Annotated in this window: 13 protein-coding genes; all 13 read right to left on the reverse strand. The window is 55.6% G+C overall.

The annotated features are described in order from the left end of the window. Positions 1–10: 10 nt before the first annotated feature. The 13 genes from ACT3TY_RS08820 to ACT3TY_RS08880 all read right to left on the reverse strand — a co-directional run bounded on the left by ACT3TY_RS08820 (position 11) and on the right by ACT3TY_RS08880 (position 15,841). Positions 11–1,783: a putative bifunctional diguanylate cyclase/phosphodiesterase gene (locus ACT3TY_RS08820; protein ID WP_444627943.1), complete on the reverse strand. Its 1,773-nt coding sequence runs from the start codon at positions 1,781–1,783 to the stop codon at positions 11–13. A gap of 255 nt (positions 1,784–2,038) precedes the next feature. Then, a complete protein-coding gene (locus ACT3TY_RS08825; RefSeq protein ID WP_444627944.1) occupies positions 2,039–2,527 on the reverse strand; it encodes a C40 family peptidase in 489 nt (162 codons plus the stop codon). Between the two features lie 64 nt (positions 2,528–2,591). After that, positions 2,592–3,221 (reverse strand): histidine phosphatase family protein, encoded by a 630-nt coding sequence (locus ACT3TY_RS08830; RefSeq protein WP_087108773.1) that lies wholly within the window; start codon positions 3,219–3,221, stop codon positions 2,592–2,594. A gap of 37 nt (positions 3,222–3,258) precedes the next feature. Continuing rightward, a complete protein-coding gene (phnE, locus tag ACT3TY_RS08835; RefSeq protein WP_172117624.1) occupies positions 3,259–4,074 on the reverse strand; it encodes a phosphonate ABC transporter, permease protein PhnE in 816 nt (271 codons plus the stop codon). A 16-nt stretch (positions 4,075–4,090) separates the two neighbouring features. Further along, on the reverse strand, positions 4,091–4,927 hold the full coding sequence (gene phnE, locus ACT3TY_RS08840) for a phosphonate ABC transporter, permease protein PhnE (RefSeq protein ID WP_444627945.1): 837 nt from the start codon (positions 4,925–4,927) through the stop codon (positions 4,091–4,093). Next, positions 4,924–5,760 (reverse strand): phosphonate ABC transporter ATP-binding protein, encoded by an 837-nt coding sequence (phnC, locus tag ACT3TY_RS08845; protein ID WP_444627946.1) that lies wholly within the window; start codon positions 5,758–5,760, stop codon positions 4,924–4,926. Before phnC ends, phnE (ACT3TY_RS08840) begins: the two co-directional genes overlap by 4 nt. Before the next feature lie 79 nt (positions 5,761–5,839). Beyond that, the gene (gene phnD / locus ACT3TY_RS08850; RefSeq protein WP_172117627.1) at positions 5,840–6,805 is read right to left on the reverse strand and encodes a phosphate/phosphite/phosphonate ABC transporter substrate-binding protein; all 966 of its coding nucleotides are present in this window, start codon (positions 6,803–6,805) and stop codon (positions 5,840–5,842) included. Positions 6,806–6,905: 100 nt separating this feature from the next. Next, positions 6,906–8,666 (reverse strand): bifunctional diguanylate cyclase/phosphodiesterase, encoded by a 1,761-nt coding sequence (locus tag ACT3TY_RS08855; protein WP_444627947.1) that lies wholly within the window; start codon positions 8,664–8,666, stop codon positions 6,906–6,908. A 249-nt stretch (positions 8,667–8,915) separates the two neighbouring features. Continuing rightward, positions 8,916–10,451, reverse strand: coding sequence for a TolC family protein (locus ACT3TY_RS08860; RefSeq protein WP_441678183.1), 1,536 nt, complete (start codon positions 10,449–10,451; stop codon positions 8,916–8,918). Beyond that, positions 10,435–12,339 (reverse strand): FUSC family protein, encoded by a 1,905-nt coding sequence (locus ACT3TY_RS08865; protein WP_444627948.1) that lies wholly within the window; start codon positions 12,337–12,339, stop codon positions 10,435–10,437. The genes ACT3TY_RS08860 and ACT3TY_RS08865 overlap by 17 nt, the downstream gene beginning before the upstream one ends. Beyond that, a complete protein-coding gene (mdtN, locus tag ACT3TY_RS08870) occupies positions 12,329–13,378 on the reverse strand; it encodes a multidrug transporter subunit MdtN (RefSeq protein WP_441678180.1) in 1,050 nt (349 codons plus the stop codon). Before mdtN ends, ACT3TY_RS08865 begins: the two co-directional genes overlap by 11 nt. Before the next feature lie 3 nt (positions 13,379–13,381). Beyond that, the gene (locus ACT3TY_RS08875; RefSeq protein WP_444627949.1) at positions 13,382–13,678 is read right to left on the reverse strand and encodes a YtcA family lipoprotein; all 297 of its coding nucleotides are present in this window, start codon (positions 13,676–13,678) and stop codon (positions 13,382–13,384) included. A 240-nt stretch (positions 13,679–13,918) separates the two neighbouring features. Beyond that, a complete protein-coding gene (locus ACT3TY_RS08880) occupies positions 13,919–15,841 on the reverse strand; it encodes an alkaline phosphatase D family protein (protein WP_441678177.1) in 1,923 nt (640 codons plus the stop codon).

A 15,841-nucleotide genomic window follows, 5' to 3' on the forward strand; every position in this document is an offset into this window, starting at 1 on the left:
GCCGCAGCGCTTATGGAAGTTGTGTAAGTGACTGCCAATCGGCTCGTAACGGCCATCGCGAAAGCCAAGCGGGCAATGCGTCGGCAGGCATGGGCTTGGCGATACCAAACCCCTGGGCCAGAAAGCAGCCTAATTTCATGAGCGCCTTGGCGTGCGCCAGCGTTTCCACGCCCTCTGCCAGCATGGGTCGGTTAAAACGATTAGCCATATAGATCACGCTTTCCACAATGGCCATATCGTTGGGGTCGCTAAGCATATCGCGCACAAAGCTTTGGTCGATTTTAATCAGATCTACTGGCAACTGTCGCAAATGGGTAAGCGATGAGTAACCCGTGCCGAAATCGTCAATCGCGATCCCCACCCCAAGCGCTTGGCAGCGCTCAATATTTTGAAGCGCCGCCTGTATATCATGCATGGCTGCACTTTCCAGCACCTCAAGCTTCAGCATACGTGGTGATACCTGAGGATAGCACGCTAATAGCTCAGCCAGGCGCTGGCTAAAAGTGCTGATCAACAAATGCGTAGGGCTGATATTGACGCTAATCGGTATTGTAATGCCCAAGCGCTGCCACTGGGCAAGTTGTTCAAGCGCCTGTGTCAGCACCCACTCCCCCAGATCTATTTCCAGCGACGTTGTGTCTATGTGGGGAAGGAATTGGCCGGGTAGCAGCAACCCCTTGTCAGGATGCTGCCAGCGGACAAGCGCCTCCACCCCCACTACTTGCCCCAAGCGCATATCGACCTGCGGCTGAAAATAGAGCTGTAATTCATCGTGGTGGAGAGCATCGATAAAACGCTGTCGCTGTTCGTGGCGTACCTGAAGCTGCTTATCAAGGTCCGGATCGAAGAAGTGAAACGTATCACGCCCACGCTGTTTAGCACGGTACATGGCCTGATTGGCGTGACGCAGCAGCATGTCGCCCTGCACATGATCATTGGGATAAAGCGTAATACCCAAGCTTACGGTTAGATAAATACTCTGGCCTTCAATCACCATTGGCTTGCGAATCGCCATCAGCAGTTTTTCAAAAAAAGCGTCGTCTACACCATGATGCAGCAGCAGCACAAACTCATCGCCACCGACACGCGCCAACACATCGTCACCAAACAGCAGATGACCCACGCGCTGCGCAAATGAGGAGAGTAAGGTATCCCCCATCTCGGCACCCAAACGCTCGTTTATCGTTTGAAAGAGGTCGATATCCAGCGAGCAAATGGCAAGAGGCAGCCCTTTCTGGTCCGCGTGCTGAATCGACTCCTGAATCAATTGCGTTAACAGCTGTAAATTGGGCAGACCTGTCAGCGCATCAAAATAGACTTCACGATTTAAATGCCGCGCATGGGCTGGAATCGCCGATAAATCGGCCAGTACAATAATGTGGTGGTCGATACCTCCCTGCTTATCACGCACCCGGTTGACCGACATCATGCCAGGATAATACTGCCCGTCATGACTCCGGTAACTCACCTGATGCTTGCTACGATCACGCAGCCTGAGCTCTTCGCTCATCAAGTGAGCCGTACGGCCATCTTCTAGCGGAAGAATGCTAAACGCTTCCGGTGTTTTACCTTTGACTTCATCAAGCGTAAGCCCGGATAGCTCACAAAAAGCCGGGTTGACGTCCAGGACTCGATTGTCTTGATCGGTAATGATGATCGCTTCGTTAGCGAATAAAAAGGCGGTTTCGTCAGGTGAGCGTTTAGCGTCCGCGCTCTTAACCGGTATAACGCCCACTTGGCGCGGAAACGGGGCATTTGACGGTATGTGGGTAGGCGGATACATAGCTAGGCTCCTGTCCATTCGCGCCTAAAAGGCGTGCTACCTGGCAGCCTCTACTGCCATTTACGCGCCTTTTAATAAAAGGTGACGAGACATACTATCACCGTCGATCAGTCTCGTGCCCTTGATCTTATGAGGTATTTTCATACATCAGGACTACTTTTTTCGGCCCGGAGAGAACTCATTAAAAAGCGACCTTACGTCCCATAAGGTGGGATGTAATACGTAAGTAGGTGCGTTAAAGGTGCAGGCAAGGTATCAAGGTGCAAGTGCAGCGGCGCCTAAAAAGCGCTGCTGCCAGTAGTCGATATCCAAGGGAACGCTGACCACGGCGCGACCACTTCCCGGTGCATGGATCATCTGCTGGTTGCCGCGATAGATGCCTACATGCGTGGCCTTGCTACGCTCTCCAAAGAAGAGCAGATCGCCAGGTTTGGGGGTATTGGCTGAAGGTAGCGCACGGAACTGTGCGTCTGCGGTGCGCGGTACGCGCATACCGGCCGCGCGATACGCCATTTCAACAAGCCCCGAGCAGTCGAGGCCGTCGGGCGTATTGCCGCCAAAGCGGTAAGGCGTACCAATGGCCTGCTGAGCATGGGCCAGGATCAGCACGCGCTCCATGGAGAGCCCTTCGCGGGATTCGGCGGGCGATGAAGGGGGTGCGATAGCGACATCACGGCTGGCACAGCCCGAAAGCCACATTAACATCATCAAAGCGAACGTAAACCTTCCCAACGTGATGGGCATTAGCAGCTCTCCTTGTGGCAATGCCCTTATCATGGCGCAAACTGAAGGGCAGCGCCAAGCTCAACTAACGGCCAATCCACTCAATAAAGCTGGTTTCGCCTAACGCATGGCGTTCGTGGCGTACACGACTCATCGCAGCGTAAGGCAAATCCATCGCCAATACACGCCCTAACGGTTGCCCCAGCACCTGGCGCAGCAGGCCATTGCAAACAAACAGATGCGCCACTACCAACACATGCTTACCAGGCGGGTTTGCCAGCACGTTTTGCCATACTTCAGCAAGCCGTGAATCAAAAACATCCATCGCCTCGCCCTGCGGTGGTGATACGGCCTCAGGGCTGTTCCAGAAAGCGCTCATCGGCGCGGAGCCCTCCTCGCTAAACACCTCAGCGTGGGTTTTGCCCTCCCAGCGTCCCAAGTGCAATTCGGCGAGATCGTCTTCAATCTGTACTGGCAACTCAAACTCTTCACCTAACCACAACGCAAACTCACGACAGCGCATAAGCGGCGAGGTAAGCACCGCATCATAAGGCGGCCTGCCGTCAACGGTATGGCGCATGATGGCATCCGTTACCTGCTGCCAGCCGGTTTCACTCAGCGGATGGTCAGTGGAACCGCGCAGCATACGCCCGCCAACGGGTTCGCCATGGCGCAGCAAATCAATGGTGGTGACATCAGCATCAGGAAAGCGCATTCAGAACTCCTCGCTTGGCGACTTATCAATTCGTGGGTTAAATAATCGCGTGGCGAACACGGGCGGATATCCATTCCGAGACCAATACCGTGGCGAAGATCATGACAAAAATAACGCTGACCTGATTCCAGGCGAGCATATTGATAGAGGCATTCAACTGAAGACCGATCCCCCCAGCGCCCACCAGGCCAAGCACGGTGGATTCACGAATATTGATATCCCACCGGTAAACACTGATACCCGCAAACGCTGGCATGACCTGAGGCAGAACGCCGTAGTTCATGACCTGTAAACGGCTAGCACCGGTTGCGCTAATGGCCTCGACAGGCGTCGGGTGAATTTCCTCAATGGCCTCATAAAGAAGCTTGCCCACAAACCCAATCGAGCGCAGCGCAATGGCGATAATGCCTGCCAGGACGCCTGGACCCAAGATCGTTACCAACAGCATGGCCCAAATCAGCGAATTGATAGAGCGTGACGACACGATAACCATCAACGCCAGGCTTCGCACTAGCGGATGCGGCGTGGTGTTACGCGCGGCGAGAAACGCCACAGGAAACGCCATAACAATCCCCAAGGCGGTGCCCAGCGTGGCAATGTTCAGCGTATCCCACATGGGTTTCCACAGCACATTGGCGTATTCCCATTTAGGGGGCATCATCCGGCTTAAAAGATCACTGCCCTGGCGTCCAGCATCCTCAACAAACACCCACATGGTGTTGTCGGAAATCACCTTCCAGCAGAACAAGAACAGGCTAATCCCTACTAGCCACGCACTAAATTGCAGCCACTGGGCACGCGTGGTACGTAGCCGCCATACCGGGACCCCTTGCCGGGAGGTTGAAACAGGCATATAGATTCTCCGGAGATTACTGCGTCCAACGGCGGACGTGGCTTGAGCTGTATTCGCACAGCAGCACAATCGCGATGATGATCAACAAAATGGCGGCTGACGTGTCGTACTCATAGCGGCTAAGCGAGGTATTCAGCGTGGCGCCTATTCCGCCTGCACCAACAATGCCGATCACTGACGATTCGCGAAAATTGATATCCAAACGGTACATGGAAAGGCCAATTAAGCGCGGCATGACCTGGGGCTGAATAGCGTGATTCATGGTTTGCCACCAGCTGGCGCCGGTCGCTCTCACCGCTTCTACCTGGCGCCAGTCCAGGTCTTCAACATCTTCGGCCAACAGCTTGGCCATAAAGCCGATAGTCGCAAACGCCAGCGTAATCATCCCCGCCAGCGGGCCAAAGCCAAACATCACCACAAACAGGATCGCAATAATGATCTCTTGAAAGGTACGTGAGACAGCAATGATGCTACGACACACGAAATAAATCGGCAGCGGCGCAATGTTGCGTGCAGCGCCTAGTCCCACGGGAATCGCGAGCGCTACCCCAATGACCGTGGAGGTAAGCGTCATGGTCAAACTCTCGACCAGCCCATTGATAATATCGTTACCACGGCTGAAAAAATCAGGCTGCGCAAACGCGCTAATGAAACGCAGGCCTCGGCTGGTGCCTTCCGCCACACGTGCCCAATTCACCTCAACAGAGGCCAGCGCCAACACCAGGTAAGCCACCACACCCAAGGCAATAGCCCAATGCAACCACTGGCTATGCACAAGAGGTAACCGACGCCAATGCCCTTGGCGGGCCGCGTGTTGGCGGGCTTCAAAATACGCAGAGCGCTGCTCACTCATGGTGCTACCCCAGCCATCTCAACTGCGATAGAGCGGCGCTCACAGGAAACGGCCTCACTGTCAGGCTCATCGGCAGGTTCAGGAGAGGTATCCCAATCCTCTTCGCCATAAATGGTGGTGAGAATCTCGCTGGTTAGCTCGTCAGGGCGGCCATCAAACACGATCTGGCCAGCCCGCAGACCCACAATACGGTCCGCAAACTGCTGGGCGAGCGCCACGTCATGAATATTGATAATCGTCGCCAACTCGCGCTCAGCACACAGTTCACGAATCAGGCGCATAATCTGGCGTGAGGTTTTGGGGTCCAGGCTGGCGGTTGGCTCATCTACCAGTAACAGCTTGGGGCTTTGTAACAGTGCCCGAGCAATCCCCACTCGCTGGCGTTGGCCACCGGACAACGCATCGGCGCGCTTATCAATAGCGTGAGGCAGACCTACCCGCTCAAGCAGACGAAACGCTTCAGCAACGGCATCCTGCGGGTAGCGACGCAAAAAGCTACGCCAGAAGCCCACGTAGCCAAGCCGTCCGGAAAGCACGTTTTCCATCACGGTCAGGCGGTCAACCAGCGCATACTCCTGAAAAATCATGCCCATTGAGCGGCGTGCCTTACGCAGGCCACTGCCCGAAAGCCTGGTAAGCTCTGTTCCTTCCAGGCAAATGCTGCCCGCCGTCGGCTCTACCAAGCGATTTACACAGCGAATCAGGGTACTTTTACCCGCACCAGAGGGGCCGATAAGCGCCATCACCTGGCCTTTAGGCAGGGTAAGTTCGATATCGGTAAGCGCACGGTCCCCGGTTGGATAGCGTTTGGTAACGCCGCTGAGTGTTAACATCGCTCTACCTCATCTACATAATGTAACGGCCAGAAGGGATTAACCTTCTGGCCGAGTAACTGCAAAATTAAGGGCTTACTTAGTCACATTCGTACGTCACACCGTTAGCATCGGCGATCGTGCGAATAACAGACCAGTGCTCTTCATAGGTAATCGGCATAAATTGCGCTTCACCCGAGTTGGCAAACTCAGCCTGTAGCGCAGAACCCTCCCAGTCGTAGCTGAAGAACGCGTCTTGGATCTGTTCAGCCAGTTCAGGCTTCAAGTTATGCGCCAAACCGTACGCTGTGGTGGGGAAGGTTTCTGAGGTGTAGATAATGTCGTAATCGCCTTCATTCACTACGCCCCGGGCAATCATGCGCGTGCCAACGGAGTTAGCAATGGCCGCTGCGTCGTAGTCTTGATTCACAACGCCCAGAATGGAGTTATCGTGGGAACCCGAGAACGCTGTCTCGAAGGCTTCCCCTGCTTCCATGCCATATTCAGAACGCAGCAGCGCAGAAGGTGCCCGGAAGCCTGAGTTAGAGGTCTCAGAAGTAAACGCCAATTGGCGGCCTTCGAGGTCTTCAACCGACTCAATACCGCTACCTGGATAGGTGATGATTTCCATTTCATAGCCATAGCTGCCGTCGTCTGCTGCCATAATGGCAAACGGACGGAAGCCACCGCAGTTCACGGCAACCGGAACACCACCGGTGTTAAAGCCCGCTACATGCAGGCGGCCAGCGCGCAGCGCTTCTTGCTGTGCCGCGTTGGACTGCACCGGGAAGAACTGAACGTCTTTGCCCGTGGCTTCACTCAGATGGTCCAAAAAACCGGCCCAAACATCCGCGTAAACAGCCGGGTCTTCAACCGGTGTATAAGCAAATACCAACGTATCGGGGTCGACCCACTGCGACTCGTCCGTGGGTGCATCCGCCACCATGTCGCCGTCGTTATCAACATAGCGCGCAGAGAGGTCTGCCGATGCATTAACGGCAACCAGAGCAAAGGCACTGACAACAGCAGCGCTGATCAAAGTACGGGGAAGAGTCACAGCATGCATACGTCACCTGGAAGGTTGTTCAAAGATAGCGCCATCCTGCCGACGCTAGATGACAACACCGCGACACTTAAGTGACCACTTGATGACGGTTTCAAAACACTTAATGCAGCTCTACCTTTTGAGTGCAACAGCCCCGGCGTTCAACAAACAGGCTATTGCCCGGTATTTTTTTGGCCTGATGCTTTAAATCAGAGAGCTGCGAGGCGATATCCAGCGCTTTACAGGAATCTGTATCGACAACCGGCTTGACGGCGATGGAGACACTGACAAAGGGAAAAAAGCTGGCATCGCCCTGGCGGTTCTCAATTGAGATCCCGCCCTTAACACGGTCGCTCTCTTCATAGAAGCCGGGAGCCATCACCTCGAAGGAGTCCAGTATCTGCTGACACACGTGCTCCCAATGGCTTAACGGCAGCAGCATCATGAAATCATCTCCGCCGATATGGCCTATAAAGCCTCCGGCACTTTCTACCTGCGCCTGGAGCAAGCGCGACAGCGAAATAATGATATGGTCGCCACGCGCGTAACCATAGGCATCGTTAAATGCCTTGAAATTATCCAGGTCGACATAGGCAGCCGCAAAGCCCTTCTCGGTGGCGAGATAGTTGGTCAGTGTTTCATTGATCAGGATATTCCCCGGCAGGCCAGTTAACGGATTGGCATGACGCGCCTGCCGAACCTGTATAGCGGTAATCTCACGCAGCAAATCGACAATACTGCCCAAGCCCAAATAACGCCCATCGCTATCCACAATCACGAAATCTTCCTGCTCAATGCCATGGCTATCGGTCAACTGCTGACTAAGCACTTCAAGCGGTGTATCCGCGCTAGCAACCAGCGGCCGAGCATCCGCCACATCCAGCACTCGACGTTTGGAATACAGTGAGTGGCTATAAGGGTTGGTAAACAGAGTAAGAAAGGCATTACGGCGCACCACCGCCAAGGGCTTATCGTTATCGACCACGGCTACACAGCGTAAGCCCGGGTTTGCCCTGAAGCGATCGGACAGCATGGGCACCGAACAGCCGGGCGAAACGGCCTCAACGTGACGAAATATAGAGCGCGCAGTACGTCCCGCAGGGCTGGCTAACTGGGTGGTCGCAGGCAACCGCGTTTGCATCTCTAGCGGTGGTTGTGGGCTTGGCCGGGCAAAGTAGAAACCTTGCAGAAGCGCTAAGCCGCGATCCAGTTCCCACAAGCAGAGATGCTCAGCCGCGGTTTCCACACCCTCGACAATCAGTTGGCAGTCGAGGCTACGCGCCACGTCCAGAATCGAGCGGAGAAATTCACGCTTGGCAGGCTCCTGGTCAATGCCCGAAATAAAGTGCCGGTCGAGCTTAACGAAATCAGGGCGTAGCTCCGACCAGTGGCGCAAGCTTGAATGCCCGGCCCCCAAGTCATCAAGCGCCACCTGAAACCCCATGTCGCGGTAGTGGTCAACTGCTTGGCGCATTAACTCATAATTGTGAATCGGCACATGTTCGGTAAGCTCAATCACCACCCGCTCGGGTGGTAGCCCGCTCTCGCGGATAAAGCCAAGCGTTAACCCTTCCTTAAAATCACGCTTAACAATGGTCAGCGGCATCACGTTAAGAAAGAGTAGCCCGGGAAGCTCAAGCTCAGCAAAACGATGAATCGCCAACCGCCTGCACAGCAAGTCCAGCTCTACCAATAGCCCAGCCTGCATGGCCACATCAAACAAGCGCAGCGGTGAGTGCAGCGGCGATGTTTTAGGCCCACGTATCAGTGCTTCATAGCCGTAAATAGACTGCTGGCTGGCATCCACGATGGGTTGAAACAACACATGCAGATCTTCTGATTCAATAATACGGTTAAGCCATTGAGCTTCCTGGGAGGTCATATGCCTGCTGCCTTATCAAACGTCGTGATAGCTATTGAAAAAGACCCTTACAGGTTCGTGAAAGCGCCTTATTAAACGGCTGAATGCCTCTTGTATTAGAGACTGTGTTAGAGACGATGTTAGAGGCGGTTTGCAAAGGCTTTTTACGAGGACTGTCTAGTTAGCAAGCGTGCTACTTTTTTATGACACTGACGTGACAGTTAGCGCGCTAAAATAGCTTACGTGTGAAGGGTGGTGGGCGGACAAGCGTCAGGGAATAGCCTCTAAAGGGGACGTGCTTGAGGTCATGGCGCCAAGCGTGAACGCAAGCGTCGATGCTGCAATCAAGCTTGCCGCATGTGCCTCGGAGCGTGCCAGCCTTGCATCCAGAAGGCCGGACTCCGCCGCAGTAGCCTCAGTGATAGTGCCTACCCCGTTGCGATAAGCATCAAAGGCCGCGTCGTAAGTCACCGCTGCCGCTTCGGTCAACGCATCAGCGGCGTCAAAAGCTGCCAGTGAGGAGCGCAGTGCATCAGCAGCAACGACCATCTCGCGCATCGCCGTGTTGCGAATTTTCTCGAATGCCGCTTCGGCTGAAGCCGTGACAGAGACTGCCTGCTGGCGTTTGGCGGCAAGAAGGCCGCCATCATAGATAGGCATTGTCACCCCCAGGAACACCCCGGTGCCTGTGGTCTGGTTGCCAATACTGGGCAAATGACCAATGCTCAGATTTTTCTTGTTGGTTCCCGTGGCGGCGGCAACAAATACCCGGGGCATGAAGTCGGCATCGGCGGCACGCTCTGTCGCTTTGGCAGCTTGCAGCTCAGCATAGCTGGCCAGCACATCCGGCCGCTTGCTGAGTGCCGCCTCAATCGCAGAATCCACCGATGCCAACTCGTCAATACCCGGTAGCGGGCGATTCGATGCGCTGGCCACCTCGACCTGTGTCGTCGGCGAAGCACCGAGAGCACTCAACAACTCCTGATACTGATCGCGCAGCATACTCTGTGCCTGCACCATCCGCAGGTTGGATTGGGCGACAAGCTGGCGGGCTTGAGCAACAGCGATGCTGGTGCCGGTGCCATTGGCGTAGCGGGACTCAGCAGCATCCTGCAGCAGGCGGTTGTTGACCAGCACCTCCTCAGCAATCGCCAGCCTGTCCTTGGCAGCACCGTACTGGTAATAGCTACGCGTCACGTTGTAGATCACCGCCTGGTGGGCACCATTGAAGTTGACGTTGGCCGCATAGGCATTGTGCCGGGCGGCATCGCTGAGCGCTTCGCGCCGGCCAAAATCAAACACTAGCCACTGCAAAGCAAGGTTTGGCGCCACACCGCTGACGGTGGTATCGACATGGTGAGTGTCACCATCCAGCAACCCGCGATAAGGAATGCTGGTTTGCTGTCTGCCAGCAAACACATTGGCGGTCAGGATCGGCAGAAACGTGGCTTCCACCATTCCAGAGGCCAGCGCCAGCTGGCGCGCCTGCTCCCAGGCAATTCGGGTTGACGGGTTATGGCGTTGCGCAAAGTCTATCAGTTCGGGTAACTGATACACCTTGTCCGACTGTAGATCCTGTGACACCGGGTCTGGCAGCAAGCCGATATCAGCTGAACCTGACACGGAAAAATCGCCAGGTAGCACGGACTGACCTTGAGGCACCCAGGGTGTGCTGGGGGAGGCGGAAGTATTCTTCAGCGCATCCGTTGCACAGCCCTGCAGGCCCCCTATAGTGCCAAGAACAACGCCCAGAGCAATACAGGTTCTGAGCTTGGCTAATCTGAACACGCTAGCTTTTCTCAACATGCACAATCCGCTCTATCCGAGTGAGTTGCCGTTCTATATCACTATACGCGCCGTCGTCGAGGGGAGAGCCCTCGTAAGTCGAAGACGCCCTGTTACGTCGGTTTTCAAGCTCAGTGACCAGCTGTGACTTGAGTCGCTGCAGGCGCTCTTTGATAGTGCCGTCATCCTGTTCTGCCATGTAAAGCTGGCCGGTGAGGTCATTGAGTTCTTCAACAATTCTCTCCACGCGCTTCAGCTCATCAGCACTGGCACGCAGACGCGACGGCTCGAAAGGCACCATATCGAGCAGCTCTTCGGCCTGGCCCAGTGCAAAATATGCAGTAGATGCCGCCTGGGTGCGCAACTGTTGATCCTGCCTGGAAAGCGTACTGAGATCGCTCAAGGCATCCAACGCATCGTTGAGCTGCCGTGCCACTTGATTGATGACACTGCGTGGCCAGAACTGGGTGAAGATCACATAGATGACAAAAATACCCAGCAAAATTCCGTAGATACGGTTGCTGGCCTGGGAGATATCAAAGCTGGGGCCGAACCCGTTGAGGGTGGTCAGCAAGAAAGCCAAGGCGATCTGCACGCCGGCATAATAGATCCGCTCAGTACCTGATGACACCCAAGCACCGATCAGCACGCCAAAGAACACCAGCCCCATCAGGCCACCGACGGAGCTTAGGTGCGGCATGATAAAGGCTAACGAAAAGATCCCCATCGCTGCGCCAATCAGACAACCGACGATCCGCAACGTCAGTTTGCGCAGTGTTTCCCCCGTAGTGCCGAGCGCGGCCACATAACAGGTGATCATCGCCGTATGAATGCCATCCCACTGCATGCCGGTATAAATCAAATAGCAGAGCACTGCCGCGGCGGATGTCTTTAGCGCATAGCGCTGATGTATCGGGTTAGAAAACGCATCGGCAGCCAGCAAAGGTATTTTTCTCGGACGCGGTGGCTGTGCAGCGCCTCCATCCGGCTGTGACAAACCCTGTAAGGCGATATAAAGCGGCTGTAAGCCGGTTTCTGTCGCCTCCGGCGCCACCTGTAGCACTGGGCACGTATCATTGGCGATAGCATCCGCCGCTTGGCGTAACTCAACCGCCAGGTCACTCCTTGCTGCACGACTCAGGCTTTCAGGCAGGGCCTCCGCGATAATCAGGATGCGATAACTTGTCTCAGTGGCTCCGCTGAGCCAGCGAGAGCATGCCGTCGATATCAGGTGCAGTAACTTGACGAGCTGCATTTGCTGCAACGAGTCATCATTACCTTCACTCACCAGGGTGTTAAAAGCTGTGGATGCTTGCTGTATCTCGATGCGGTCTGCCGCACAGCGCAGTCTTTCGACAATCCGGTTACGCACTAGTGTTTGCGAAGGGGTGCCGAACAGCAGGTTAAAAAGGATCATCAAAAACATCGGCATGCAGGCCATTTTCCATGCCATCAGCAAGCCTTTGTCAGCGACCTCACCAACCGGCACCATGGTCACCAGCGTCATGATAAAGGCGATCACCAAGCCAACAATGGCCGCCTGCTCGCCCAGCGGGGTCGCTGAACTGAGAAACAGGAAGATATACGAGGCGAAAAACATAACTGCCAGCCGCATGGCAGGGCTGTCGATGCTAACGTTGATGATCGGAATCATCAGCACCACCACGGTAGACGCCATCAAAATGACGCCCAAAGCCATAATGCAGTTCTTGACGGCATCCTGCTTGGACAGAAAAATGATCAGATAGCAGCTAATCGCGGCCTCAGGTATTTTCAGCAGCATGGCCGTTGCAGACACCAGAGCACACAGTAGCGCCACGCGCCAGGTCAGGCCCATCCTTCCGGGAAAGGGCTGGATATCCGCCCACGCCTGGCGGGCGATTTTCCCCCACGGAGATTCAGCAGCCATCGTGGTGGTGAACCGTTGCCACCGCCGATGCGCCGACACGCATCAATTCTGCTGGCGGGTCATCCAGCCGAATGCGGACGGGAAAGCGCTGCTGAACTCTCACCCAATCAAGAGATTTCGGCACAATCGGCAGCGATAACGGCAGGTCGATCAGGTCTTTCGAGGCCACGCCCCAGCCTATTCCCACCACCGTGCCTTTAATGGCACGGTCGCGGTTAGCCAGCGCGTATACCGTGGCGCAGTCACCGACAGCGATATTACCCAGCATGGTTTCGGTGAAGTTGGCCGAAGCATACCAGGTGTCCGTCTTGACCAGATTGAACTGGGACTGGGCAGGCAGCGCGTAGTCACCCACAGAAACGGTCACTCCGACAACCCGACCGTCGGCAGGCGCATAGACCCGAGTGCCGTCCAGCTCATGCTGGGCAATGTCCTGAGCGGCCCGGCGCGCTTCAATCAACGCCAGGGTTGCTTCATCATTACCCACCAGCGCCTCAGCAGCCTGACGCTGCTGAATCGCTTCCTGCAAGCTGATTTCGGCATTGCGTTTAACAGTACGCGCGTCGTGGATCTGCTGCTGAGAAACATACCCCTTGGACTCCATCGGCAGCAGACGGTCAAGGGTCTGGTTCGCCAGCGCCAGGTTTGTTGTGGCTCGATTAATTTGGGCCTCGGCAATTTCTGCATTGGCCTGCTCCGCGCGGATAGTTCGAGACTGATCACCACTGGCCGCCGTTGCCATGGCCAGGTCGGCCTGTGTCTGTTTCAGGGCCAGCCGATAGGCTGTGTCATCAATTTCCAGCAAAAGATCGCCCTTGCGGACAAAGTCGTTTTCCTCAACATGCAAGGCCACGATGCGGCCTGCGACCGACGGAGCAATGTGGACAATATCGGCCCTCAGAGTGGCATCATCTGACAGCGGATTGGCGCGCGCATTCTCGTAGCTGTGGTAAGCCAGAACAGCAGCGCCCGCAATGATGGCAATGGCGATCACGGCTCCGACAATGGATGCTACCCGCTTGGAAGCATGACCTTTCATGATTCAGCGTCCAAAAAAAAGATGAGAAGATAACAGCGTCATGGCCAGCGTCAGCGACAGATATACCAGGACACGCCACGGAATGATGTCATCAAGCTTCGTCACCACGAAAATGACACGGATAAAAATCGTTGCCACCACACCGATAAACAGCGAGATTAGCCAGTAAGGAAAGAAGCTACCAAACATGCCGACAGCCGGAGCGGCTGCCAAGGCCGGAGTGGCTGCCATCAACAAAAGGATCGCCAGAAAGGTTCTTTTCAGCAGCCGTTCTTTCCTGGCAGCGCCTGCTCTCAGCACCAGAGCCTCCTATTCATTGCAGTCTGCCCCTATCAAATCTGCCCCTATCAAAATAGTGCCCAACAGGGCCTTTTACTTTTGTTCGATCTTGATGAGGCGATGCACCTGGTGCATGCCATCCCCTAAGCATGCTTACTATGGCATGCGCGGTTCGCGGCTGTCTATGCCGCCGCCCGCGCTACACGCTATTCCAGCGAACAGCCCTGTTGTTTGCCATGCACTGACGTCAGATACATGTCATCAGATAAAGGGAAGGTCAGCGGGCGGGGGAAAGACAACGTCATTGCCGTTGGCGTCCAACTGGCGAATATCCACCGGGCGGCCCTCAATATCCAGCGTTACAAGGCCTATACCGCTGGCGTTCCAAAGCCGCTCGCCCGCGCTTGCCCCGCTGGGGTCACGCGGGTGGATACTCAGCTTGCGACGTTTGGTAAACCAGTTAAGCGGCGACCAGGGCGCGTAAAGCCATCGGTTAAGCCGATCAAAAGTATTTAGCAACTGCACGGGGAAAGTGTTCTTGATGCCGCTGGAGGTCACCTGCCATAAATGTGGCGCACGCTTTTGGCGACGCACAATAATGTCGTAAGCAAACGAGTAGTGCACATCGCCAGAGAGAATCACGTAATTGCCCGGCGTTTTGGAATGACGCCAGATTTGCAGCAATGTATTGGCGGCGCCACGGTGGGCCATCCAGTTCTCGGCATCCACCACCAGCGGCTTGCCCGCCCAAGTGAACATCTTCTGAACGCCTTCAATCAGCTTTACCCCAAACATGGGGGCTGGCGAGACGATGACAGCGCTTTTGCAACCCAATAGCGCCTGCTGCATTTCCATCAGCGCCTCCCAATCCATTAAGCCGGACGGCTGTTGGGGGCTACGCTCGCTACGCCAGCGGCGGGTGCGGGTATCCAAAACAATCAGCGCAGGCGTACCGGGCACCTGAAACTCCCACCCTTGAAAACGCAGTAGCCGTTCGATCAATGCATCCTGCCTGGCGCACGAAAGCGGCAGCCCTGGCTCACGGAACAATTCGGCCGCCTGTTCGACCAGCGGGTTAAGCTTATCCGGTGCATTGCCCCACCCCTGGCAGAGCAAATAGGCCACCAGCGCATTGCCAATAATGCGCTTTGAGAACGGATGACCATACGCACAGCGCTCCCAATCGGCGGTCAGGTTCCAGTCGTCGGTAACATCGTGGTCGTCAAAGATCATCAAGCTGGGCAAATGCGCCATTAACCGAGCGCACTGCGGTAACCCGACCACAAAATCATCCAAAGCCGCCTGCTCCTGGCGATAACGCTGGGCTGCTTTATCGTTAAGGGCAGGCATCGCTGGGGCAATCATTTGCCAAGCAACCGGCGACCACACTAAACAGTACATGGCGAGCATTTCCGCCAGTGTCATTAGATGATTGGAGGCGTTCGCCGAGGTAAACACCGGCTTTTTAACGCCGCCGAAAAATCGCTCGCGCAGCGCCACGTTGCTGGTGACATCAGGCAGCAGCGACTCACGCTGGTAATAGCTATCAGGCGAGGCATAAAGCGCCTGGCTATCCTCCACCGTGGCGCCCTCCAGCCGCTCATCGACTAGCCCTAAGCGTTCAATAAGTGCATGCACCGCACGCAGCATGGGGCCTGCAACATCATCCACATACACTTGGTCGCCGGTCATTAATAACCATGCTGGCCACTCTTTCGGCGCTTGCTGCTTGTCCGCCAGCCAGCTGTCGCCGCGCACTAACCCATCGGCGCTCGCATGGTGAGGCTTACGGCACGAACCGTGCATTAACCGGTGATGGCGTGAGGCAATGACAAAGGCAGGATAAGCAGCGCCTTCATGGCACAGCCAAGGCGCCCACTCGGGCAGCGCCTGCCACTCCCCCGTCGCCGCTTGAAGTCGCAGATCGTATTCGATGCGTTCATCAGTGGGTAGCGCGTGCGGCAAGCGCAGGTCAATCAAGTGAATAAACGCGTGCCGACCGATAGTCAGGCACTGGTGATGATCATTTAAGTGAAAGCGCTGCTCATCGCTGCCGCCCGGGAAAAGCACCAGCGACATATCAAGCGGGCGCGTTGCCACTAACCACAACACCAGGCGTGTGGGGCTAATGCGGCGCAATAGCGGGCCGACCAATACATCCGGCAACGCATCATCCATTGTCAT

The sequence above is a fragment of the Halomonas sp. AOP22-C1-8 genome, from assembly GCF_052378905.1.
GTDB classification, from domain to species: Bacteria; Pseudomonadota; Gammaproteobacteria; order Pseudomonadales; family Halomonadaceae; genus Vreelandella; species Vreelandella citrativorans.

Excerpts from the sequence above, each read along its gene's own strand:
- ACT3TY_RS08830 (WP_087108773.1), bottom strand. The coding sequence starts at position 3,221 with ATGCGCTTTCCTGATGCTGATGTCACCACCATTGATTTGCTGCGCCAT.
- mdtN (WP_441678180.1), bottom strand. The coding sequence starts at position 13,378 with ATGAAAGGTCATGCTTCCAAGCGGGTAGCATCCATTGTCGGAGCCGTG.
- ACT3TY_RS08860 (WP_441678183.1), bottom strand. The coding sequence starts at position 10,451 with ATGTTGAGAAAAGCTAGCGTGTTCAGATTAGCCAAGCTCAGAACCTGT.
- ACT3TY_RS08855 (WP_444627947.1), bottom strand. The coding sequence starts at position 8,666 with ATGACCTCCCAGGAAGCTCAATGGCTTAACCGTATTATTGAATCAGAA.
- phnC (WP_444627946.1), bottom strand. The coding sequence starts at position 5,760 with ATGTTAACACTCAGCGGCGTTACCAAACGCTATCCAACCGGGGACCGT.
- ACT3TY_RS08820 (WP_444627943.1), bottom strand. The coding sequence starts at position 1,783 with ATGTATCCGCCTACCCACATACCGTCAAATGCCCCGTTTCCGCGCCAA.
- phnD (WP_172117627.1), bottom strand. The coding sequence starts at position 6,805 with ATGCATGCTGTGACTCTTCCCCGTACTTTGATCAGCGCTGCTGTTGTC.
- phnE (WP_444627945.1), bottom strand. The coding sequence starts at position 4,927 with ATGAGTGAGCAGCGCTCTGCGTATTTTGAAGCCCGCCAACACGCGGCC.
- ACT3TY_RS08880 (WP_441678177.1), bottom strand. The coding sequence starts at position 15,841 with ATGACAATGGATGATGCGTTGCCGGATGTATTGGTCGGCCCGCTATTG.
- phnE (WP_172117624.1), bottom strand. The coding sequence starts at position 4,074 with ATGCCTGTTTCAACCTCCCGGCAAGGGGTCCCGGTATGGCGGCTACGT.
- ACT3TY_RS08825 (WP_444627944.1), bottom strand. The coding sequence starts at position 2,527 with ATGCCCATCACGTTGGGAAGGTTTACGTTCGCTTTGATGATGTTAATG.
- ACT3TY_RS08865 (WP_444627948.1), bottom strand. The coding sequence starts at position 12,339 with ATGGCTGCTGAATCTCCGTGGGGGAAAATCGCCCGCCAGGCGTGGGCG.